The 21,738-nt window shown below is 63.8% G+C and carries 17 protein-coding genes; 10 read left to right on the plus strand and 7 right to left on the minus strand.

What is annotated here, in order from left to right; genetic code table 11:
* Both JHD59_RS13085 and tsaD read right to left on the minus strand, forming a co-directional pair.
* Window positions 1-687: ABC-F family ATP-binding cassette domain-containing protein (locus tag JHD59_RS13085; protein ID WP_199154563.1), on the minus strand; the 687-nt coding region annotated here is incomplete at its 3' end.
* Between the two features lie 141 nt (window positions 688-828).
* Complete coding sequence (tsaD, locus tag JHD59_RS13090) at window positions 829-1,854, minus strand: tRNA (adenosine(37)-N6)-threonylcarbamoyltransferase complex transferase subunit TsaD (protein ID WP_199154564.1); 1,026 nt, start codon at window positions 1,852-1,854, stop codon at window positions 829-831.
* A gap of 115 nt (window positions 1,855-1,969) precedes the next feature.
* Between tsaD and JHD59_RS13095 the strand changes: the two genes are divergently transcribed.
* The 6 genes from JHD59_RS13095 to JHD59_RS13120 all read left to right on the plus strand — a co-directional run bounded on the left by JHD59_RS13095 (window position 1,970) and on the right by JHD59_RS13120 (window position 5,688).
* The gene (locus JHD59_RS13095; RefSeq protein ID WP_199154565.1) at window positions 1,970-2,386 is read left to right on the plus strand and encodes an OsmC family protein; all 417 of its coding nucleotides are present in this window, start codon (window positions 1,970-1,972) and stop codon (window positions 2,384-2,386) included.
* 61 nt (window positions 2,387-2,447) lie between these two features.
* The gene (locus tag JHD59_RS13100) at window positions 2,448-2,648 is read left to right on the plus strand and encodes a hypothetical protein (protein WP_199154566.1); all 201 of its coding nucleotides are present in this window, start codon (window positions 2,448-2,450) and stop codon (window positions 2,646-2,648) included.
* Between the two features lie 110 nt (window positions 2,649-2,758).
* Window positions 2,759-4,285, plus strand: coding sequence for a thioredoxin family protein (locus tag JHD59_RS13105; protein ID WP_199154567.1), 1,527 nt, complete (start codon window positions 2,759-2,761; stop codon window positions 4,283-4,285).
* A 93-nt stretch (window positions 4,286-4,378) separates the two neighbouring features.
* Window positions 4,379-4,786: an alternative ribosome rescue aminoacyl-tRNA hydrolase ArfB gene (gene arfB, locus JHD59_RS13110; RefSeq protein WP_199154568.1), complete on the plus strand. Its 408-nt coding sequence runs from the start codon at window positions 4,379-4,381 to the stop codon at window positions 4,784-4,786.
* Between the two features lie 78 nt (window positions 4,787-4,864).
* On the plus strand, window positions 4,865-5,068 hold the full coding sequence (locus JHD59_RS13115) for a hypothetical protein (protein ID WP_103321470.1): 204 nt from the start codon (window positions 4,865-4,867) through the stop codon (window positions 5,066-5,068).
* Window positions 5,065-5,688, plus strand: a complete 624-nt coding sequence (locus JHD59_RS13120; protein ID WP_199154569.1) for a PolC-type DNA polymerase III — start codon at window positions 5,065-5,067, stop codon at window positions 5,686-5,688. Before JHD59_RS13115 ends, JHD59_RS13120 begins: the two co-directional genes overlap by 4 nt.
* A gap of 102 nt (window positions 5,689-5,790) precedes the next feature.
* Here the strand turns inward: JHD59_RS13120 and kdsA are convergent, their stop codons facing one another.
* Window positions 5,791-6,636 (minus strand): 3-deoxy-8-phosphooctulonate synthase, encoded by an 846-nt coding sequence (gene kdsA / locus JHD59_RS13125; protein ID WP_199154590.1) that lies wholly within the window; start codon window positions 6,634-6,636, stop codon window positions 5,791-5,793.
* 172 nt (window positions 6,637-6,808) lie between these two features.
* Between kdsA and JHD59_RS13130 the strand changes: the two genes are divergently transcribed.
* Entirely contained in the window at window positions 6,809-7,513 is a 705-nt protein-coding gene (locus tag JHD59_RS13130; RefSeq protein ID WP_199154570.1) for a glutathione S-transferase N-terminal domain-containing protein, read from the plus strand.
* Window positions 7,514-7,647: 134 nt separating this feature from the next.
* Window positions 7,648-8,658, plus strand: a complete 1,011-nt coding sequence (locus tag JHD59_RS13135; protein ID WP_233164108.1) for a glycosyl hydrolase family 18 protein — start codon at window positions 7,648-7,650, stop codon at window positions 8,656-8,658.
* Between the two features lie 67 nt (window positions 8,659-8,725).
* On the opposite strand, the gene JHD59_RS13140 is transcribed toward JHD59_RS13135, so the two are convergent.
* The 4 genes from JHD59_RS13140 to JHD59_RS13155 are packed head-to-tail and all read right to left on the minus strand — an operon-like array spanning window position 8,726 to window position 17,591.
* Complete coding sequence (locus tag JHD59_RS13140; protein WP_199154571.1) at window positions 8,726-10,117, minus strand: efflux transporter outer membrane subunit; 1,392 nt, start codon at window positions 10,115-10,117, stop codon at window positions 8,726-8,728.
* A gap of 5 nt (window positions 10,118-10,122) precedes the next feature.
* Window positions 10,123-13,227: a multidrug efflux RND transporter permease subunit gene (locus tag JHD59_RS13145; protein ID WP_199154572.1), complete on the minus strand. Its 3,105-nt coding sequence runs from the start codon at window positions 13,225-13,227 to the stop codon at window positions 10,123-10,125.
* The gene (locus JHD59_RS13150) at window positions 13,224-16,325 is read right to left on the minus strand and encodes an MdtB/MuxB family multidrug efflux RND transporter permease subunit (protein WP_199154573.1); all 3,102 of its coding nucleotides are present in this window, start codon (window positions 16,323-16,325) and stop codon (window positions 13,224-13,226) included. The genes JHD59_RS13145 and JHD59_RS13150 overlap by 4 nt, the downstream gene beginning before the upstream one ends.
* Window positions 16,326-16,340: 15 nt before the next feature.
* Complete coding sequence (locus JHD59_RS13155) at window positions 16,341-17,591, minus strand: MdtA/MuxA family multidrug efflux RND transporter periplasmic adaptor subunit (protein ID WP_199154574.1); 1,251 nt, start codon at window positions 17,589-17,591, stop codon at window positions 16,341-16,343.
* Between the two features lie 400 nt (window positions 17,592-17,991).
* Here JHD59_RS13155 and JHD59_RS13160 point away from each other — a divergent pair, with 400 nt between their 5' ends.
* A complete protein-coding gene (locus JHD59_RS13160) occupies window positions 17,992-19,932 on the plus strand; it encodes a potassium transporter Kup (protein WP_233164110.1) in 1,941 nt (646 codons plus the stop codon).
* Window positions 19,933-20,181: 249 nt separating this feature from the next.
* Complete coding sequence (locus tag JHD59_RS13165; protein ID WP_103320348.1) at window positions 20,182-21,708, plus strand: amino acid permease; 1,527 nt, start codon at window positions 20,182-20,184, stop codon at window positions 21,706-21,708.
* Window positions 21,709-21,738: the final 30 nt, after the last annotated feature.

Raw genomic sequence — 21,738 nt, forward strand, 5'->3', positions numbered from 1 at the left:
GCCGGTGTACAGCGTCAGCGTCTGGTTGGCCACTTCGACGATATGGCTGCAGATGGCGTCCAGGAAGTCGCGGTCGTGCGAAATCACCAGCAGCGTGCCGGGATAGGCCTTCAGCCAATCCTCCAGCCACAGCACCGTTTCCAGATCCAGGTGGTTGGTGGGTTCGTCCAGCAGCAAGAGGTCGGAACGGCACATCAGCGCCTGGGCCAGGTTAAGCCGCATGCGCCAGCCGCCGGAGAAGCTGGCCACCGGACGTTGCTGGGCCGCTTCATCGAAGCCGAGGCCGGTCAGCAGCTTGCCGGCGCGGGCCGCGGCGGAATAGGCGTCGATATGCGCCAATTCGCCGTGCAGATGGCCGATGGCGTTGCCGTCGTGCTTGGCTTCCGCTTCGGCCAGCTGGGCTTCCAGCGCGCGCAGCTCCTTGTCGCCGTCCAGCACGTAATCGAGCGCGCTGCGCTCCAGCGCCGGCGTCTCCTGCGCCACATGGGCCATGGTCCAGTTGGGCGGGATCAACATGTCGCCGCCGTCGGCGTGCAGCTCGCCCAGCAGCATGGAAAACAGGCTGGACTTGCCGACGCCGTTGGCGCCGGTCAGGCCGGCCTTGTAGCCTGGGTTGAGCGTCAGATTCGCGCCGATCAGCAGTTCTTTCAGGCCGCGGCGCAGGCTTAGGTTTTTGAGTTGGATCATGATGGTATTGGGCCATGAAATCCACGAAACGACACGAAAAATAAAACTAGCGGAGCAAGCCGCTGATCAAGCGGCGGCCTGCCGGCTTCGGGAGTTGTGCGTGTTCTTTCGTGGTTTTCGTGGCTGATAAAATATTTAGGTTTACACCGCCGGCAGGCTGGACAAATCCCAGCGCGGCTTGATGCTGAAGCTGCCCGGCTGTTCCGCATACTTCACGCGCATGGCGCCGGCAAAGGCGATCATCGCGCCGTTGTCGGTGCATAGCGCCAGCGGCGGGTAGAACACCTCGAAACGTTTGCGGGCGGCGGCATCGTTCAGCGCGGCGCGCAGCTGCTTGTTGGCGCCGACGCCGCCGGCCACCACCAGCCGCTTCATGCCGGCCTGCTTCATCGCGGCGAGGGATTTTTTCACCAGCACCTCGACGATGGCCTCCTGGAAGGCGCGGCAGATGTCCATCCGCGTCTGCTCGTCGATTTCGCCATGCTCGGCTTCCACCTGCTTAGTCATCGTCAATACGGCGGTTTTCAGGCCGGAGAAGCTCATGTCCAGATTGCCGGAGTGCAGCATGGGGCGAGGCAGGGTGAAGCGGTCCGGGTTGCCGGATTCTGCCAGTTTGGAGAGCAGCGGGCCGCCGGGGTAGGGCAGGCCCAAGAGTTTGGCGGTTTTGTCGAAGGCCTCGCCGGCGGCGTCATCCACCGTTTCGCCCAGGATTTCATAATCGCCCACGCCACGCACCGCCATCAGTTGGGTGTGGCCGCCGGAGACCAGCAGCGCCAGGAACGGGAATTCCGGCTTGGGATCGGCCAGCAGCGGCGACAATAAATGGCCTTCCAGGTGATGCACCGGGATCACCGGGATGTTCAGGCCGAAGGCCAGCGCGTTGGCCATGCTGGCGCCCACCATCAGCGCGCCGCCCAGACCCGGACCCTGGGTGTAGGCGATGGCGTCCAGGTCGGCTAGGGTCTTGCCGGCGTCGGCGAGGCAAGCCTCGGTCAGCGGGATGGCGCGGCGAATGTGGTCGCGGCTGGCCAGTTCGGGTACCACGCCGCCGTACTCGGCGTGCATCGCCATCTGGGTGTGCAGCTGATGGGCCAATAGGCCGTGTTCGGTGTCGTAAAGCGCGACGCCGGTTTCGTCGCAGGAAGATTCAATACCAAGTACCAGCATGGGTGCAGCTCGGATATAACGGGACAATCTTTCTATTCTACCGGTGAATCTTTGTCTGCCCAAATCGGCAATGTTAGTCTGATGAGGTTTTTCGATCAAAAAGGGGAGGAGTGCGATGCAGGCGAGACTGAAATGGGTGGACGGCGTGTGCTTCATGGGCGAAACCGGCAGCGGCCACGCGGTGGTGATGGATGGCGCGCCGGAAGGCGGCGGCCGCAATCTGGGCCCGCGGCCGATGGAGCTGGTGCTGCTCGGCACCGCAGGCTGCACCAGCTACGACGTGATCACGATTCTCAAAAAGTCCCGCCAGGACGTGCGCGACTGTTGGGTGGAGATAGAAGCGGCGCGCGCCGACGTCGATCCCAAGGTGTTCACCAAGATTCGTTTCCATTTTGTCGTGGTGGGACGGGATTTGAAGCCGGACGCGGTGGAGCGGGCGATCAAGCTGTCGGCGGAGAAGTACTGCTCCGCCTCCATCATGCTGGGCAAGACAGCCGACATCACGCATGATTTTGAGTTGCGGGAAGGGTGAAAACAGGTACCTCGCAACAGGATAGAAATTCAACAGTCTGTCATGAAAGGAGCATTCGGGCATGTTCGTCAAAACGCATAAAGGCCGCATCGGCTTGTTGTCGTTTGGTTTTGCGCTGATTGTTTTTGGTCAGTTGATCAGTCTCACCTCTCTGGATCTACGCTCCTGGCTCGGAGGGTTTATGGTCGCCTTGCTTCTCACTCAATTGGAGAGGGCGATTGCTGGCGCCAAGGCTGAGAAGGCGGAAGCAAAGGAAGACTAGGCGTGGTATTTCAGGGAGGCTGCTAAGCAAATCGCCATATCATCTTTATGCCTAGGGAATATTTGGTTTAGCATGGCGAGATTGATATTCGCACAACAAGAGGCCAAGACATGAAGCGAACTCTCGTGGTGTTGTCCCTGGCGCTGGCCGGCCTGATGCCGCTGGCGCAGGCCGATGTCAGCAACGGCCACGCCTTGCCGCCGGGCATCGCTTGGCAGCAGGGTGACGTGTCCGCCGCGTTCGCCAAGGCGCGCAGCGAAAACAAGCCGGTATTCCTGTACTGGGGCGCGGTGTGGTGCCCGCCTTGCAATCAGGTCAAATCCACCATTTTCAACCGGCCGGACTTCATCGCCGCCGCGCGCCAGTTTGTGCCGGTCTACCTGGATGGCGACAGCGACAATGCCCAGCAGCTGGGCGAGCAGTTCAAGGTGCGGGGCTACCCGACGATGATTCTGTTCCGCCCGGACGGCACCGAAATCACCCGCCTGCCGGGCGAGGTGGACCCGCAACGCTATCTGCGCACCTTGCAGCTGGGCCTGACCACGGTGAAGCCGGTGAAGACGCTGCTGGCCGACGCGCTGGCCGGCAAGCCGCTGGCGGCCGATGACTGGCAGCTGCTGGCCGATTACGCCTGGGATGTCGACCAGGGGCAGATCATTCCGGAATCTGACGTGGCGGCTGCGTTGGTCAAGCTGGCGCGCCAGGTGCCGGCGGAGCAGGCCGCCACCGCCACCCGTTTGCAATTGAAGGCGCTGGCGGCGCTGGCGGGTGAAAAGCAGCCGCCTGAGTTCGATAAAGCGGAAGCCCGCGCCCGCCTGCTGAACGTGTTGGCTGACGACAAGCTCAGCCGCGCTAATGCCGATATTGTGATTTACGCGGCGGCGGACCTGCTGAAGCTGCTGGGCGATGCGCCATTGCGGACGGCATTCCATGGCCAATTGCAGCGGCTGTCCAATGACGAATCCCTGGCCTGGAGCGACCGACTCGGCGCCGAATCCACCGTGCTGGATCTGTACAAGGCTGAGCATCCCAAGCAGCCGCTGCCGGTCGAGCTGGTGACGGATATTCAGAGCAAGGTGGCGGCGGCGGACAAGGCCAGCGCCAACCCGTACCAGCGCCAGGCGGTGATCACGGCTGCCGGCGAGCTGCTGGCCGATGCCGGGCTGCTGGCTGAGTCCGACAAGTTGCTGCAAGGCGAGCTGAAGACCTCGCATGCGCCGTACTACCACATGCTGATCCTGGCCTCCAACGCCAAAGCGCGCGGCGACAAGGCGGCAGCGCTCGATTGGTATCAAAAGGCCTACCAAGCAGCCGAGGGGCAGGCGACGCGGCTGCAGTGGGGCGCCAGCTATGTCGGCAACGCGGTGGAGCTGGCGCCGCAGGATGCCGCCCGGATCGAAACCGCAGCCCAAGAGGTGTTTGCCGACGCGGCCAAGTCCGACAGCGCGTTCTACGAGCGCAGCCGCCGCTCGCTGGAGCGCGTCGCCAGCCGGCTGAAAAGCTGGAACCAGGATGGCAAGCACGCGGAGGCGATCAGCCGCCTGGCGGGCCAGTTGAATAGCGTGTGCGAAAAGCTGCCGGCCGCCGATGCGCAGAAACCGGTGTGCGACGGGCTGGTCAAGAGCCTGAAGTCCTGATCGCCCCCATGCCCCAAGCCCGCCCGCCTGTCTGCGCGGCGGGCTTTTCCATTTCAGGCGTATAATGAGCTTTTGCTTGCAGCTTATTGTGCCGTGTCATCCCCCCGCTACGTAGTCAAAGAGGACGAGGTGACGTTCACCGCGATGCGCGCCCAGGGCGCAGGCGGACAGAACGTCAATAAAGTGTCGTCTGCCATCCATTTGCGTTTTGACATTGCCGCCTCATCGTTGCCGGACTGGCTGCGCGAGCGGCTGCTGGGCCTGAACGATCAGCGCATCAGCAAGGAAGGCGTGCTGGTGATCAAGGCGCAGCAGTACCGCACCCAGGAGCAGAACCGCGCGGATGCCTTGCTGCGGCTGCAGGTGTTGATAGACGGCGCCAGCCATACGCCCAAGGCGCGCCGCGCCACCAAGCCCACTTATGGCTCCAAGCAGCGCCGGCTGGCCGGCAAATCCCAACGCGCGGCCATCAAGTCGCTGCGCGGCCGTGTGATCGATTAAGCCGGTTTCGCTTGCGCGCCGCGCCAGGCCGGGTACAATGCCCGGCTCGATAATGTACTGAATTGCAAGGAAATCCCGATGTCGAAGAAGCCGCAGGAAAAACTGGATGAGGAAACGCTGGCGCTGCTGGCCTGGTGCGCGGAGGTGGAAACCCATCTGGTGGCGGCCGGCGCGACCGCGGCCGAAGCTCAGGAGCATATCGAAGAGCAGGCCGAGTGGTATACCGACCAGTTCTTTGACGGCCTGACGCCGGAAGAGGCTGCCAAGGCCGCGCTGGCATGAGGCAGCGCGTCGCCGTCATCGACTTTGAAACCAACGGCATCACGCCGGGCCGCGATTGCCGCGCCACGGAGATCGGTGTGGCGATAGTGGAAGACGGGCGCGTCGTCGACCGCTTCCAGAGTCTGATGAACGCCGGCGTGTGGGTGCCGCCGATGATCGAACAGCTTACCGGCATCAGCAACGCCATGCTGCGCGCCGCGCCGCCGGCGCATGAGGTGATGCGCGAGGCGGCGCGTTTTGTCGGCGACACCCCGCTGGCGGCGCATAACGCCAGCTTCGACCGCAAGTTCTGGGACCACGAGCTGTCCTTGCTGGGCCTGGCGCGCCGGCAGGATTTCGCCTGCACGCTGCTGTTGTCTCGTCGCCTGTTGCCGCAGGCGCCGGACCACAAGCTGGGCACGCTGACGCGCTGGGCCAAGCTGCCCGATGCCGGCCGCGCCCACCGCGCGCTGGCCGACGCCGAAATGGCGGCGAATCTGTTGCTGCTGCTCGGCGACACGCTGCAACGGCAGTTCCATCTGCCGGACATCGACCACGCGTTGTTGTGCAAGCTGCAGAAGGTGACGGCGGCCAAAGTCAAACCGTATTTGCTGGATTTGCAGTCGAGGCAGGTAGGCTGAATCGCATGAAAAAGCGGAAGCCGTGGCTTCCGCTTTTTGTTTCGCGCCGAGCGATGCTTCACCCGGCGTCATAGCCTGCGCGGCATCCGGCGCTAGCCGGAATCAGCTGATCTGCAGCGGCGGGAAGGACTTGACCAGGTCGTCGATGGCCTTGATTTCCGCCAGGAACGGCTCCAGCAGCGCCAGGGGCAGGGCGCTGGGGCCGTCGCACTTGGCCTCGGCCGGGTTCGGGTGGGCTTCCAGGAACAGGCCGGCCAAACCCACCGCCATGCCGGCGCGGGCGAGCTCCGCCACTTGGGCGCGGCGGCCGCCGGAAGCGGCGGCGCCGGATTCGCGCTGTTGCAGCGCGTGGGTCACGTCGAAAATCACCGGGCGGTTGCCGGATACCTTCTTCATCACGCCGAAACCCAGCATGTCCACCACCAGATTGTCGTAACCGAGGCAGGTGCCGCGGTCGCACAGGATCAGCTGCTCGTTGCCGGCTTCGACGAACTTTTCCACCACGTTCTGGATCTGCGCCGGGCTCATGAACTGCGGCTTTTTGATGTTGACGGCGCGGCCGGTCTTGGCCAGCGCCACCACCAGGTCGGTCTGGCGGGCCAGGAAGGCCGGCAGCTGGACTACGTCCGCCACTTCCGCCACCGGGGCGGCTTGCCACGGCTCGTGCACGTCGGTGATCACCGGCACGCCGAAGGCATCCTTCACCGCCTGCAGGATCTTCATGCCTTCTTCCAGGCCCGGCCCGCGGTAGGAATGGATGGACGAGCGGTTGGCCTTGTCGAAGCTGCCCTTGAACACGTAGGGAATGCCCAGCTTCTGGGTGACGCGAACGTATTCCTCGGCGGCGCGCAGCGCCAGATCGCGTGATTCCAGCACATTGACGCCGCCGAACAGCGTGAACGGGGCTGCGTTGCCGACGGTGACGGACGGGGAAAGGGTAACGTTGATCAAGGGAGTCTTCCTGTGTTCGTGCGCGGCCGCGCGAGGGGCGCGGCCGGATTGAGCAAAACGACATGATATACCCACGGCGCGGCGCGGGCCATCCCGCGCAAGCGGCGGCGACGCGAACATGCCGTACGCGTATAGTGTCGGTTTGACCACCCCAAAAGAAAGTTCGCCCATGGCAGACCTGTCCGCCTTTCCGATCACCGGCAAATGGCCGGCCCAATACCCGGACCGCTTGCAGCTGTATTCTCTGCCCACGCCTAACGGCGTCAAGGTGTCCATCATGCTGGAGGAAACCGGGCTGCCCTATGAGGCGCATGCCGTCAGCTTCGAGCGCAACGAGCAGCTATCGCCGGAATTTTTGTCGTTGAACCCGAACAACAAGATTCCGGCCATCCTCGATCCAAACGGCCCCGGCGGCAAACCGCTGGCGCTGTTCGAGTCCGGCGCCATTCTGATCTATCTGGCGGAAAAGACCGGCAAGCTGCTGCCGGCTGACCCCGCCCGCCGCTATGAAACCCTGCAGTGGCTGATGTTCCAGATGGGCGGCATCGGGCCGATGTTCGGCCAATTGGGCTTCTTCCATAAGTTCGCCGGCAAGGATTACGAGGACAAGCGGCCGCGCGATCGCTATGTCGCCGAGTCGCGCCGCCTGCTGGGCGTGCTGGAGGGGAGGATGGCCGGGCGCCAATGGATGATGGGCGATGAATACACCATCGCCGACATCGCCATCTGGCCGTGGGTGCGCAATCTGGTCGACTACTATGGCGCGGGCGAACTGGTGGGCTTTGCCGACTGCCCGAATCTGCAACGCGTTTTGGCGGCCTTTGTTGCGCGGCCGGCAGTGGCGCGCGGGCTGGCGATTCCGCCGCGGGCTTAGCATTATTACCGTGCGGAGGTCATGAGTTTGTAATTTGTTTTGTCGGGTGCGGGTTTAATATTGGCCGGCCGATTTTAAACCGGTTTGGATTTGGAGCCGAGGCTGCTTGCTGGCCAAACACAGGGACAAGATAAATGAAAAAACGCATCGCCGCCGCGCTGATCTGCAGCCTGATGGGCGCAGCCGTCCAGGCCGCGCCCATGGTTCTGGCTTACTACTCTGGCTATCCCGGCAATTACGCCGCGCTAAGCAAGTATTCCGCTAATTTCAACGCGGCCGCCATAGACTTCTACAACATCACGGCCCAGGGCGTGGTGAAGGGCAATGGCGACGATGCGCCGGATGATGCCATTGCCTTCCTGCGCGGCAAGAAGATCGCGGCCTATGGCTGTGTGTCCAATGTGGACGGCAAGGGCAACTGGAGCGCCGGCATCGCGCACGCGGTATCCACCTCGGCTTTGCAGCCGGCGGTGGCCAATCTGGTGAAGTTCGCGCAGCAGAACGGCTTTGCCGGCATCAATGTCGATTTCGAGAACGTGGCGCAGGGCGACCGTTACAACTTCGGCAATTTTGTGCAGACCCTGGCTAGGGCGCTGCATGCCAAGGGGCTGAAGCTGATCGTCAGCGTGCCGGCCTTTTCCGGCGCCGATTACGACCATCCTGCCAATTACGGCTACGATCTGCAGGCGCTGGGGGCCGGAGCGGATTATCTGCAGATCATGACCTACGACGAGCGGATTCCCGACTGGAGCCCTGGGCCGGTCGCCGGTTCGGATTGGATGGAAAACGATCTGGACTACGCCGTATCGCTGGTGCCGGCGGGCAAGATTCTGAACGGCATCCCGGCCTATGGCTATGACTGGCAACGCGAGGGCGTGGGCGGCATGCTGCACTGGAAGGACACGCAGGCGCTGATCGACCGTTACGGCGCCCAACCGAGCTACGACGCAGGCACCAACTCCTGGACCTTTCGCTATGGCGCTGCGGACGGAAGCCTGCATACGGTATGGACCGAAAACGCCCGCAGCGTGGCGCTGAAGGCCAGCCTGGTCAATGCCTACGGCCTGGGCGGCACCTCGCTTTACGCGCTGGGCATGGACGATGCCAAGTTCTGGTCGGCCGTCAAGCGCGGGCTGTCGCAGTAGCGGGCTTTCCCGCGGCGGGCAGCAAAAAACCGGGCCTGGGCCCGGTTTTTTGCTGGAAGGCGCGCGATTACCAGTGGCCGCCCAGCGCGGCGATCAGCGCGACGCTGCCGGTGTACTGGCGGTTGATCACGGTCCACAGATTGTTCTCGGCGGCGATGCGGGCATTTTGCGCCGACAGCACATTCAGATACGCCACCGTGCCGGCCTGGTACTGGTTCTGAGCGATGGTTTCCGCCCGCTTGGCCGCGGCGACCGCCGCGCGCTGCATGTCGGCTTCTTCCTTAAGCAGGCTCTGCGCCGATAGATTGTCTTCCACGCCTTGCAGCGCCGCCAGCACGGTTTGGCGGTAGCTGGCCACGCTGGCATCGTAGCCGGCTATGGCTTGGTCAGTCTGCGCGCTGCGCAGGCCGGCGTCGAACAACGTCAGCGCCAGCGACGGGCCGACTGACCAGATGCGGTTGGGCAGCGTCACCCAATCGGCAAAAGTGGAGCCGCGGTAGCCACCGCTGGCGCCCAGCGTCAGCGTCGGGAAGAAGGCGGCTTTGGCGATGCCGATCTGCGCGTTGGCGGCGGCCATATTGCGTTCGGCGGCGGCGACGTCGGGGCGGCGCTCCAGCAGCGTCGAGGGCAGGCCGGCTGGAATCTGCGGCAAATGCGGCGGCTGGCTGGCCGGCGGCAGCGCGAAGCTGGCCGGCGCCTGGCCCAACTGCGCCGCAATGGCGTGCTCCAGCTGGGCGCGCGTCAGCCGCTTGTCCACCACTGCGGCCTGAGCGGTTTTCCACTGGCTTTCGGCCGAGGCCACGACGTCGTCGCCGACGATGCCGGCCGCGTACTGGTTCCGCGTCAGCTGCAGGGTATCAGCCAGCAGTTTTTCGCTCTGGCGCAGATTGGCCAGCTGCATGTCGGTTACCACCAGCTGCAAATAAGCGGTGGCCAACTGGGTTTGGCTGCTCAGGCGGATGGCCGCCAATTGCGCCTCCGATGCCTGCTGCTTGGCCTTGCCGGCCTCCACTTCGCGGCGCACGGCGCCCCACAGGTCTACTTCCCAGCTGGCGGACAGCCCCAGATTGTACCCGCTTGTCGCGCCGGCGCCGGGCGTGGCCCCGCCATGGCTTTTTGAGGCGTTGGCCGACAGCGAGGGGAACAGCCCGGCTTGGGCCTGCCGCAGCGCGGCCTGCGCCTCGCGGTATTGCGCTTCGGCCTGGGCGATGGTCGGGCTTTGCCGGCTCAGCGTGTCCATCAGCTGGCTCAGCGTGGCGTCCTGGAATACGGCCCACCAGTCGCCACGCGGCATGGCGTCCTGCGGCTCCGCGGTTTTCCAGCGGCCGTCTTCCTTGAAGCTGGCTGGGATGTCCAGTTTCGGTTTGACATAGTCCGGGCCGACGGCGCAGCCGGCCAGCGCCAGGGCGGCCACGGCGGCGATCAGGCCGGATTTCAATGGTGTTGTTGTTTTATGCATCGCAATCATTCCTCTTTGCCATCGGCCAGCGCGTGGCCATGGCTGCCGCGCCACTTCAGGCACCATAGGCGGAAGCGGTCCAGATACAGGTAGACAATCGGCGTGGTGTACAGCGTTAGCAGCTGGCTCAGCAGCAAGCCCCCGACAATGGAGATGCCCAGCGGCGTGCGCAGCTCCGCGCCGTCGCCGCGGCCCAGCGCCAGCGGCAAGGCGCCGAACAGCGCGGCCATGGTGGTCATCATGATGGGGCGGAAGCGCAGCAGGCAGGCCTGCAGGATGGCGTCTTCCGGCGTCAGCTTCTGTTCGCGCTCGGCGGTCAGCGCGAAGTCGATCATCATGATCGCGTTCTTCTTCACAATCCCTATCAACAGCAGGATGCCGATCAGCGCGATGATGTTGAACTCGCCGCCGGTGGCCATCAGCGCCAAGAGCGCGCCCACGCCGGCCGAGGGCAGGGTGGAGAGAATGGTGATCGGATGCACCACGCTCTCGTACAGCATGCCCAGCACGATATACACCGCCACCAGCGCCGCCAGGATCAAATAGGGCTGGCTGTCCAGCGAGGCCTGGAAGGACTTGGCCGTGCCCTGGAAGCTGGCCCGAATGCTGCTGGGCAAGCCAATGTCGGCGATGGCGGCATCGATCGCCTGCGTGGCATCGGACAGCGACTTGCCCGGCGGCAGGTTGAAGGAGATGGTGGTGGCGGCAAACTGGCTCTGGTGGTTGACCGACAGCGAGGTATTGGTCGGTTTCCAGCTGGCGATGGCCGACAGCGGCGTCGGCTGGCCGCCCGGCGTTTGCAGATAGATGTCGCGCAGGCCTTCCGGACTCTGCCAGTATTGCGGCGCCACCTCCAGCACCACATGGTATTGGTTCAAGGCGTTGTAGATGGTGGAGACCTGGCGTTGGCCGAAGGCGTCGTTCAAGACCGAATCCACTTGCGCCTGGGTCAGGCCCAGCCGCGCCATCGCCGCGCGATTGAAGGTCAGCGAGGTTTGCAGGCCCTTCACTTCCTGATCGTTGTTCAGATCCGCCAGGAAGGAAATCTTGCTCATGGCCTGTTGCACCTTGGGCGTCCACTCGCGCAGCTCGGCGAGGTCGTCGCCTTGCAAGGTGTACTGGTATTGCGCATTGCTGGAGCGGCCGCCGATGCGGATATCCTGCACCGACTGCAAAAACAGCTGGGCGCCGGGCTCGTTGGATAGCTTCTTGCGCAGCCTGGCGATGACCTGATCGGCGCTTTCCTTGCGTTCCGTAAGCGGTTTGAGGCTGACGAACATATTGGCGCCGTTGCGCTGCCCGCCGCCGGTGAAGCCCACCACCTTGTCCACCGCCGGATCGGCGCCCACCACGTCGATGAAGCGCTGCAGTTTGTGCTGCATGGCCTGGAACGAGATGCTCTGGTCGGCGCGTATCATGCCGGTGAGGCGGCCGGTATCCTGCTGCGGGAAAAAGCCTTTGGCGATGACGGTGTACAGGAACACGTTTAACGCGATGGTGGCGCCCAGCATCACCATCATCAGGCGGCTGTGGCGCAAGGCCCAGCTGAGCGAGCGGCGGTAGCCGTCTAGCATCGCGTCGAACGCGCGTTCGCTCCATCGGAACAATTTGCCCGGCGCTTTATGCGCGTCATGGGCCTTCAGCCAGCGCGCGCACAGCATGGGCGTGGTGGTCAGCGAGACCACCAGCGAAACCAGGATGGCGACGGACAGGGTGACAGCGAACTCGCGGAACAGGCGGCCGATGATGCCGCCCATCAGCAGGATGGGGATGAACACCGCGATCAGCGAGATGCTCATCGACAGCACGGTGAAGCCCACCTCGCGTGCGCCCTGCAGCGCGGCCTGGAACGGTTTCATGCCGTTTTCGATATGGCGCGAGATGTTCTCCAGCACCACGATGGTGTCATCGACCACGAATCCGGTGGCGATGGTCAGCGCCATCAGGCTGAGGTTGTTCAAGGAGAAGCCGGCCAGATACATCACGGCGAAAGTGCCTACCAGCGACACCGGCACGGTGATGGCCGGAATGGCGGTGGCGCGGCCGCTTCGCAGGAACAGGAACACCACCATGATGACCAGGCCGATGGAAATCACCAGCGAGCGCTCCACTTCGGACAGGGAGGCGCGGATGGTCGGCGTGCGGTCCATCACCTGATTGATCTTGATCGCCGGCGAAATCGACGCCTGCAGCTGCGGCAACAGCGCCTTCACCCGATCGACGGTTTCGATGATGTTGGCGCCAGGCTGGCGGAACAGGATCAGCATCACCGCCGGCTGCTTGCCCAGCATGCCGGCGTTGCGCAGGTCGACCACGGAGTCGTGCACTTCGGCCACGTCCGAGATGCGCACCGCGCTGCCGTTTTTGTAGCTGACGATCAGCGGCAGGTAGTCGCTGGCCTTGCTGGCCTGGTCGTTGGCCTGAACCTGCCAGTGGCGGTCTTCGTTTTCCAGAAAGCCCTTGGGCCGGTTGGCGTTGGTGCTGGTGATGGCGGCGCGCACCGTTTCCATGCCGATGCCGTAGTGGTTCAGCTGGGCCGGGTTCATTTCCACCCGCACCGCCGGCTGCGCGCCGCCGCCGATGATGACGTTGCCGATGCCGTCCACCTGGGCCAGCTTCTGCCCCAGGATGGAGTCGGCGGCGTCGTACATCTGGCCGCGGGTCATGCTGTCCGAGGTCAGCGCCATGATCATGATGGGCGCGTCGGCCGGGTTCACCTTGCGATAGGTGGGATTGGACGGCATGCCGGTGGGCAATAGCGAGCGGGCGGCGTTGATGGCCGCCTGCACGTCGCGCGCCGCGCCGTTGATGTCGCGGTCCAGATCGAACTGCAGCGTGATGTTGGTGGAGCCGAGCGAGCTGGTGGACGTCATCTCGGTGATGCCGGCGATGCGGCCCAGGGCGCGTTCCAGCGGCGTGGCCACCGTGGCGGCCATGGTCTCTGGACTGGCGCCGGGCAGCTTGGCCGATACCGAGATGGTGGGGAAGTCCACCTGCGGCAACGGCGACACCGGCAGCAGCTTGAAGGCGATCAGGCCGGCCAGCAGGATGGCCAGCGTCAGCAGCGTGGTGGCCGCCGGGCGGCGGATGAAGGGCGCCGACGGGATCATGCTTCAGCCTCTTCGCTCAGTTCCGGCTTGGCTTGGCGGCCAAAGCGGCGCGCCAGGCGGTCGAAGGCCAGATAGATCACCGGGGTGGTGAACAGCGTCAGCACCTGGCTGACCATCAGGCCGCCCACCATGGTGATGCCCAGCGGCTCGCGCAGTTCGGAACCCATGCCGCCGCCGACCATCAGCGGCAGCGCGCCCAGCAGCGCCGACATGGTGGTCATCAGAATCGGACGGAAACGCAGCAGGCAGGCCTGGTAGATGGCCTCGCGCGGGCTCATGCCTTGTTCGCGCTCGGCCTCCAGCGCGAAGTCGATCATCATGATCGCGTTTTTCTTGACGATGCCGATCAGCAGGATGATGCCGATGATGGCGATCACCGACAGGTCGGTGCCGGTGACCATCAGCGCCAGCAGCGCGCCGATGCCGGCGGACGGCAGGGTGGAGAGAATCGTGATCGGATGGATATAGCTTTCGTACAGCACGCCCAGCACGATGTACATGGTGACGATAGCGGCCAGGATCAGCCACAGCGTGTTGGACAGCGAGGCCTGGAACGCCATGGCCGCGCCCTGGAACTTGGTGTCCATGCTGGCCGGCAGGCCCAGCTCGGACTCGGCCTTGCGGATGCCGTCCACCGCCTCGCCCAGCGACGCGCCCGGCTTCAAATTGAAGGAGATGGTGGCGGTCGGAAACTGGCCCAGATGGTTGATCGCCAGCGAAGTGGGGCGCTCCTCTATGGTGGCCACGGTGTCCAGCGGCACCGGTCCGCCGCTGGTGGTGGGCACATAGATCCCCTTCAGCGACAGCAGGTCGCGTTGATGCGCGGGGTCCACCTCCAGCACCACGCGGTATTGGTTGGTCTGGGTGAAGATGGTGGAGATCAGCCGTTGGCCAAAGGCGTCATACAGCGCGTTGTCGATCGCGGCGGTGGTGACGCCGAGCCGGGAGGCTACGTCGCGGTTGATGTTGACGTAGGCCTGCAGTCCCTTGTCCTGCAGGTCGCTGGCCACATCGGCCAATGCCGGTTCCTGCTGCAGCCGGCGCACCAGCTTGGGCACCCAGGTGGACAAGTCGTCCTGGCTGGTGGCCTGCAGCGTGAACTGGTACTGGGTGCGGCTGACGCGGGCGTCTATGGTCAGGTCCTGCACCGGCTGCAGATACAGAGACATGCCGGGCACGTCGGCGGCGCGCTGTTGCAGGCGCGCCAACACGGTGCGGATATTGTCGCGCTGGTCTTTGGGTTTCAGGTTGATCAGCAGGCGGCCGCTGTTCAGCGTGGTATTGGTGCCGTCCACGCCGATGAACGACGACAGGCTGTCCACCGCCGGGTCTTTCAGCAGCGCGTCGGCAAGCGCCTCCTGACGATCGGCCATGGCACCGAAGGAGATGGACTGCGAGGCCTCGCTGATGCCCTGGATGGCGCTGGTGTCCTGCAGCGGGAAGAAGCCCTTGGGCACGGCCACGTAAAGCGCTGCAGTCAGCGCCAGGGTGCCGACTGCCACCAGCAGCGTGGTTTTCTGCCGGTCCAGCACCCAGTTCAGCGCCACGCCGTAACGGGCGATGATGCGGTCGAAGAACTGCCCGCTGGCATGGTAGAAGCGGCCTTGCTTCTCTTCCGGCACGTGCTTGAGCAGCCGCGCGCACATCATCGGGGTCAGCGTCAGCGAGATGAAAGCGGAAATCAGGATGGACACTGCCAGGGTGATGGCGAATTCGCGGAACAGCCTGCCCACCACGTCGCCCATGAACAGCAAGGGAATCAGCACCGCGATCAGCGAAATGGTCAGCGAGATGATGGTGAAGCCGATCTGCTTGGAGCCTTTCAACGCCGCCGCCATCGGCTTTTCGCCTTCTTCGATGTAGCGGGCGATGTTTTCGATCATCACGATGGCGTCGTCGACCACGAAGCCGGTGGCGATGGTCAGCGCCATCAGCGTCAGATTGTTGATGGAGAAGCCAGTCAAATACATCACGCCGAAGGTGCCCACCAGTGACAGCGGCACCGCCACGGCGGGGATGATGGTGGCGGGAATGTTGCGCAGGAAGACGAAGATCACCATCACCACCAGCGCGATGGCCAGCATCAGCTCGAACTCCACGTCCTCCACCGAAGCGCGGATGGTCACCGTGCGGTCGCTCAGCACGTGGACGTCCACGGCGCCGGGCAGCGTGCCTTGCAACTGCGGCAGCAGGGCTTTGATGCGGTCCGTCACCTGGATCACGTTGGCGCCGGGTTGGCGCTGCACGTTGAGGATGATGGACGGCGTGGTGCCGGACCAGGCGGCCAGGCGCACGTTTTCCGCCGAATCCACCACCTTGGCCACATCCTTGATGAACACGGGCGCGCCATTCTGGTAGGCGACAATGACGTTTCTGTATTCCTCGGCTGACTGCAGCTGGTCGTTGCCGTCCACGGTGGATGCCTGCAGCGGGCCGTCAAAGCTGCCTTTGGCCTGGTTGACGTTGGCGCTGCCGATGGCGGTGCGGATGTCCTCCAAGGTCAGGCCGCGCGCCGCCAGCGCCTTGGGATTGCTCTGTATGCGCACGGCCGGCCGCTGGCCGCCGCTGATGCTGACCAGGCCGACGCCGGGCACCTGCGACAGTTTTTGCGCCAACCGCGTGTCCACCAGGTCTTCCAGCTTGGTCAGCGGCAGGGTGGGCGAGCTGACGGCGATGGTCAGGATGGGGGTATCGGCTGGGTTGACCTTGTTATAGATGGGCGGACTGGGCAAGTCCGACGGCAGCAGGTTGCTGGCGGCGTTGATGGCCGCTTGGACCTCCTGTTCGGCGACATCCAGCGTCAGGTCCAGGCTGAATTGCAGCGTGATGACCGAGGCGCCGCTGGAGCTGGAAGAAGACATTTGGGACAGGCCCGGCATCTGGCCGAACTGGCGCTCCAGCGGCGCGGTGACCGACGAGGTCATCACGTCGGGGCTGGCGCCGGGATACAGCGTCACCACCTGGATGGTGGGGTAGTCGACCTCGGGCAGCGCCGAAACCGGCAGCATGCGCCAGGACACCAGGCCGGTCAGCAGGATGGCCACCATCAGCAAGGTGGTGGCCACCGGCCGCAGAATAAACGGACGGGACGGATTCATGTCAGCTCCTGCCGCTTAGTTGGCCGCAGAGGCGTGATGCTTGCCCCAAGCACCCGCGCCGTGTTTTTTATGCCCCTTGCCCGCGCTTGCGGCGGCAGAGGCGGCTTCGCGCGCTTGCGCGGCGCGATCCACAACCTTGACCTGGGCGCCGTCGCGCAGTTTGTCTACGCCGTCTATGACCACGCGCTGACCCGGCTTCAAACCGTCCTCGATGATGGTGTTGTCGCCGGAGGCCGGGCCGGTCTTGACCTTGGCCAGGCTGACGGTGGAATCGTCGCCCACGGTGTAAACGTAATTGCCTACTTTGCCCAATTGCACCGCTACCGTCGGCACCACGATGGCGTTTTTGCGCACGCCCAGTTCCAGATTGACGTTGACGAATTGGTTAGGGAACAGCTCTTGCTGTTCATTGGCGAATTTGGCCTTGATATTGATGGTGCCGGTGCCGGTGTTCAGCTGGTTGTCCAGCGCCAGCAGCGTGCCGTCGGCCAGCTTGTGCTTGTTGTCGCGGTCCCAGGCCTCCACCTTCAGCGTCTTGTTGTCCCTGGCGGCTTGCAGCACCGAGGTCAGGCTGACTTCCGGAATGGCGAACACCACGTTGATGGGCTGGGTCTGAGTGATGGTGACCAGGCCGTTGGCGTCGCTGGCGTGGACGATATTGCCCGGGTCCACCTGGCGCAGGCCGACGCGGCCGCTGACCGGCGCGGTAATGCGGGCGTAGTCGACATTCAGCTTGGCCGCGGCTACGGCGCCTTGGTCCACTTTGACCGTGCCCTCGTATTGATGCACCAGGGCCTGTTGGGTATCGACCTGCTGTTTGGAAATGGAATTCTGTCCCGACAGCTGCTGGTAGCGCGCGAGGTCTATCCTGGCGTTGGCCAGCAGGGCCTGGTCGCGTTGCAGCTGGCCTTCCGCCTGGGTCAGCGTGGCCTGGTAGGGACGGGAATCGAGTTCGGCCAGCAACTGCCCTTGCTTGACCATCTGGCCTTCGGTGAAGTGCACCTTGTCGAGCTGGCCGTCGACGCGGCTGCGCACGGTCACGGTATAGGTGGAGTTGACTGTGCCCAGCGCGTTCAGGCGCAGCGGAGCATCCATGGTTCTGACTTCGGCCACGCCCACGGCCACCGGCGCCGCCCCCTTGTTCCTGGCTGCCGCTTCCTTGGCGTTCTGGCTATGTTGGTGCCACCACCAGCCGCCGCCCAGGACGGCGATGACGGCGATGATGAGCGGCAGGCGGCGGGATTTGACGGGCGTGGGGCTTGACATGCAGGTGCTCCGGAATGGCGTATCATTTGTTATTGATCGTGCATAGCATGACAGTTTTTCATGCGTTTTGCTGCATAACTGGCGCATAAAGCGGCAGACTATGCCAATAAAAACCGTGCTAGATCGTGCCTGCATAATATGAGCGTGGTTTGAGCGCGGGCGCGCTTTGTGTTTGAATTTGTTAAATTAAAGCGATTGTTTGCTTTCTTATTGCGGAGGCATGCCTCAAGTAGGGCCGGGAAACGCTTTTGAGTCATGGGTTTGCGCGCGGGGCCGTCCTGTGACGGCTGGATTGTGATTTTTACCGATTGTTTGCGTATGGAATGAAATGTTTACGCGAAATTTATCCGCCACGGTCTAGCATGCGCTTTCCACCGTGCCCGCGGCACGGCAGGGAGGCATGAGCGACAAGGAGATGACGATGCAGGCAGGTGTGCGCAACGGGGCCATCGCGGCTTCCGATCGAAAACGGCAGCCGCCGGTGGCGATGCTGGCGCTGGCGGCGCTGGGCGTGGTGTATGGCGACTTGGGCACCAGCCCGCTTTACGCCTTGCAGGAGGCGTTCAACGGCGATCACGGCGTGCGGCCGACGCCGGACAATGTGGTGGGCGTGGTGTCGCTGTTCTTGTGGTCGCTGATTCTGATGGTCAGCATCAAGTACGTGCTGGTGCTGATGCGGGCCGACAACAAGGGAGAAGGCGGCATTCTGGCGCTGTTGGCGCAAATCGCCGGCGACAAGGCCGAGACGGCCGGCCGCTCCACTTGCTTCTGGGTATTGCTCGGCTTGGCCGGCGCAGCCATGTTGTATGGCGACGGCGTGATTACGCCGGCAGTTTCCGTGCTGAGCGCGATGGAAGGCTTGCAGGTGGCCACACCCGCGCTGGCGGCCTATGTGGTGCCGGCTACGGTAGTGATTCTGGTGCTGCTGTTCATGGTGCAGCCATTTGGCTCCGGCCGGGTGGGCGTGGTGTTCGGCCCCATCCTGGCCGCCTGGTTCGTGGCGATCGCGGCGCTCGGCATCGCCCAGTTGTGGCAGAACCCCACCATTCTGCAAGCGATCAACCCCTTGCACGGCATCAGCTATTTTCAGCGCAACGGCTTTGCCGGCTTTGTTTCGCTCGGCGCGGTGGTGTTGTGCCTGACAGGCGCCGAGGCGCTGTACGCCGACATGGGACATTTCGGCGCGCGGCCTATCCGCCTGGCCTGGTATGGCCTGGCGCTGCCTTCGCTGCTGCTGAGCTATCTGGGGCAGGGCGCGCTGCTGCTGGCCCATCCCCATCTGTCTGGCCGGCCGTTCTATTCGATGGTGCCGGAGTGGGGCCTGTATCCGATGGTGGCGCTGGCGACCTTGGCCACCATCGTCGCGTCGCAGGCGCTGATCACGGCGGTATTCTCCCTCACCCATCAATCCGTGCAGCTCGGTTTCTTCCCGCGGGTGCTGGTGCTGCATACCTCGCGCAGCCACAAGGGCCAGATTTATCTGCCGCTGCTGAACTGGCTGCTGATGCTGGCCACCGTGGCGGTGGTGCTGGGTTTCCGCCAGTCGGACAAGCTCGCCGCCGCCTTCGGTCTGGCCGTATCCACCACCATGGCCATCACCACCATCTTGTTTGCCGTGTTGGCGCGCAACCGTTGGCATTGGCCGTGGTGGGCGGTGATCGTGGTGGCGGGCAGCCTGTTCGCGGTCGATCTGGCCTTCGTGCTGGCCAACGCGCTGAAGTTCATGGATGGCGGCTGGCTGCCGCTGACATTGGGCCTGTTCATGTTCATGCTGATGGGCTGCTGGTTTGGCGGCCGCCGTCTGCAGGTGAAGGAAGGGCAGGACAGACAGCTGCCTATCGAGGCCTTGCTGTCCAGTTTGCAAATGAATCCGGTGGCGCGCATTCCGGGCGTCGGAGTGTTTCTGTCCGAGAGCGCGGACGGCACGCCGCTGGTGATGCTGCATCATCTGAAGCACAACCAGGTATTGCACGAGACCGTATTGCTGCTGACCCTGCAGATGCAGGACGTGCCGCGGGTGAAAGGCGAGCGCGTGGCGGTGCAGCGGCTGGGCGAGGGCGTGGCGCGCGTGGTGGCGCGCTATGGCTATATGGAAGAACCCGATGTGCCCGAGGTGATGGCCCATGCGTCCGCCTTGCTGAATCTGCCGGAGCTGGAGCCGCTCTGCACCACTTATTATCTTGGGCGGCAGACGCTGGTTCCCGCCATGGGCAGCAGCGGTTTCAAGCGCTGGCTGATCGGCGTGTTTGGTTTTCTCCGGCAGAACGAGCGCAGCGCCACGCTGTATTTCGGTTTGCCGCCAAACCGGGTGGTGGAGTTGGGCGCCCGGATTGAGCTGTAATGCAACACTTTGCGCGATAAGGCAATGCAGCCGGGCTGAGCCCGGCTTTTTCTTGCCTGTCGGGCGGTGTGGGCGAGTCGATATTTCTCTTTCGAACATGACATTTTCGTTTTTTGCTGGAAATGGCGGATTCAGGCTAGTCAATGCCCGCGATCGATGTCATTCTTTGCCGCTTTATTAGTCGACCCTTAAGATCAGGGGCCGTCCGGCGCGAGCCGCGCGGCGAGAAATACGCAGAGAGAGTTGGATATGGACAAGAAACAAGATGCCCAGGAGCTGCGCCGTTCGCTGCAGGCGCGTCACCTGTCGATGATCGCCATCGGCGGCTCCATCGGCACCGGCCTGTTCCTGGCCTCCGGCGCCACCATTTCGGGCGCAGGCGCCGGCGGCGCGCTGCTGGCCTATGCGCTGGTGGGCCTGATGGTGTACTTCCTGATGACCAGTCTGGGGGAAATGGCCGCCTTCATGCCGGTGTCCGGCTCGTTCCAGGTTTACGGCTCGCGCTTCGTCGATCCGGCCTTCGGTTTCGCTCAGGGGTGGAACTACTGGTACAACTGGGCCATCACCATCGCGGTGGAGCTGGCCGCGGCCGCCATCATCATGAATTACTGGTTTCCTGGCGTGCCGGGCGTGCTGTGGAGCGGCGGCTTCCTGGTCATCATCTTCGTGCTGAACTACTTCTCGGTGAAGGGTTTCGGCGAGGCCGAGTTCTGGTGCTCCATGCTGAAAGTGGCCACCATCATCGCCTTTATCGTCATCGGCTTTTTGATGATTCTGGGCATCATGACCGAACCCGATCCGCACCGCATCGCGCCGGGTCTGGCCGTGATGACGCAGGGCGACGGCGCCTTTATCGGCGGTTTGGCCGCCTTTGTCGGCGTGGCCATGGTGGTGGGCTTCTCGTTTCAGGGCACCGAGCTGATCGGCGTGGCCGCCGGCGAGTCGGCCAATCCGGGCCGCACCATTCCGCGCGCCGTGCGCCAGATTTTCTGGCGCATCCTGATGTTCTACATGCTGTCCATCCTGATCATCGGCCTGATCCTGCCGCACAACGACCCGTCGCTGCTGAAGAACGACATGAAGGACGTCGGCGCCAGCCCGTTCACCCTGGTGTTCAATCGCGCCGGCCTAGCCTTCGCCGCCAGCCTGATGAACGCGGTGATCCTGTCCGCCATCCTGTCGGCCGGCAACTCCGGCATGTACGCCTCCACCCGCATGCTGTACGCGATGGCCAAGAACGGCATGGCGCCCAAGCTGTTCGGCAAGCTGTCCGACAACGGCGTGCCGCGCAACGCGCTGTATGCCACCACCCTGGTGGCCTGCCTGTGCTTCCTGACCTCTTTGTTCGAGAGCAATGCGGTGTATATGTGGCTGCTGAACTCGTCCGGCATGACGGGCTTCATCGCCTGGCTGGGCGTCGCGATCAGCCACTACCGCTTCCGTCGCGCCTATGTGAAGCAGGGCTACAGCCTGGACGACCTGCCGTATAAAGCCAAGTGGTTCCCGCTGGGCCCGATGTTCGCCTTCGCCTTGTGCCTGCTGATCATGCTGGGCCAGAACTACACCGCCTTCACCGCGGCCAAGGTGGATTGGAACGGCGTGATCGCCACCTATCTGGGCATTCCCTTGTTCCTGGCTTTGTGGTGGGGCTACCGTTCCAAGCATCGCACCCGCCTGGTGCCGCTGGAGGAGATCGAGCTGGCCGAGGCGCACCGCAAGGCGCTGGAGCAGCGCGACGAAGGCAAGGGCGGCAAACTGGCCTCCGCGCAAGCCTGAGGAACGCTGGCGAAGATTTGACGAAGCCCG

This window comes from Chromobacterium sp. ASV23, from assembly GCF_016428945.1.
Lineage (GTDB): Bacteria > Pseudomonadota > Gammaproteobacteria > Burkholderiales > Chromobacteriaceae > Chromobacterium > Chromobacterium sinusclupearum.

Bases quoted from the DNA above. Each gene is read 5' to 3' on its own strand.
- JHD59_RS13130 (WP_199154570.1), top strand. From the start codon at position 6,809: ATGGCAGACCTGTCCGCCTTTCCGATCACCGGCAAATGGCCGGCCCAA.
- JHD59_RS13140 (WP_199154571.1), bottom strand. From the start codon at position 10,117: ATGCATAAAACAACAACACCATTGAAATCCGGCCTGATCGCCGCCGTG.
- JHD59_RS13145 (WP_199154572.1), bottom strand. From the start codon at position 13,227: ATGATCCCGTCGGCGCCCTTCATCCGCCGCCCGGCGGCCACCACGCTG.
- JHD59_RS13095 (WP_199154565.1), top strand. From the start codon at position 1,970: ATGCAGGCGAGACTGAAATGGGTGGACGGCGTGTGCTTCATGGGCGAA.
- JHD59_RS13100 (WP_199154566.1), top strand. From the start codon at position 2,448: ATGTTCGTCAAAACGCATAAAGGCCGCATCGGCTTGTTGTCGTTTGGT.
- JHD59_RS13120 (WP_199154569.1), top strand. From the start codon at position 5,065: ATGAGGCAGCGCGTCGCCGTCATCGACTTTGAAACCAACGGCATCACG.
- JHD59_RS13105 (WP_199154567.1), top strand. From the start codon at position 2,759: ATGAAGCGAACTCTCGTGGTGTTGTCCCTGGCGCTGGCCGGCCTGATG.
- JHD59_RS13135 (WP_233164108.1), top strand. From the start codon at position 7,648: ATGAAAAAACGCATCGCCGCCGCGCTGATCTGCAGCCTGATGGGCGCA.
- JHD59_RS13150 (WP_199154573.1), bottom strand. From the start codon at position 16,325: ATGAATCCGTCCCGTCCGTTTATTCTGCGGCCGGTGGCCACCACCTTG.
- tsaD (WP_199154564.1), bottom strand. From the start codon at position 1,854: ATGCTGGTACTTGGTATTGAATCTTCCTGCGACGAAACCGGCGTCGCG.
- JHD59_RS13115 (WP_103321470.1), top strand. From the start codon at position 4,865: ATGTCGAAGAAGCCGCAGGAAAAACTGGATGAGGAAACGCTGGCGCTG.
- JHD59_RS13155 (WP_199154574.1), bottom strand. From the start codon at position 17,591: ATGTCAAGCCCCACGCCCGTCAAATCCCGCCGCCTGCCGCTCATCATC.
- JHD59_RS13165 (WP_103320348.1), top strand. From the start codon at position 20,182: ATGGACAAGAAACAAGATGCCCAGGAGCTGCGCCGTTCGCTGCAGGCG.
- JHD59_RS13160 (WP_233164110.1), top strand. From the start codon at position 17,992: ATGAGCGACAAGGAGATGACGATGCAGGCAGGTGTGCGCAACGGGGCC.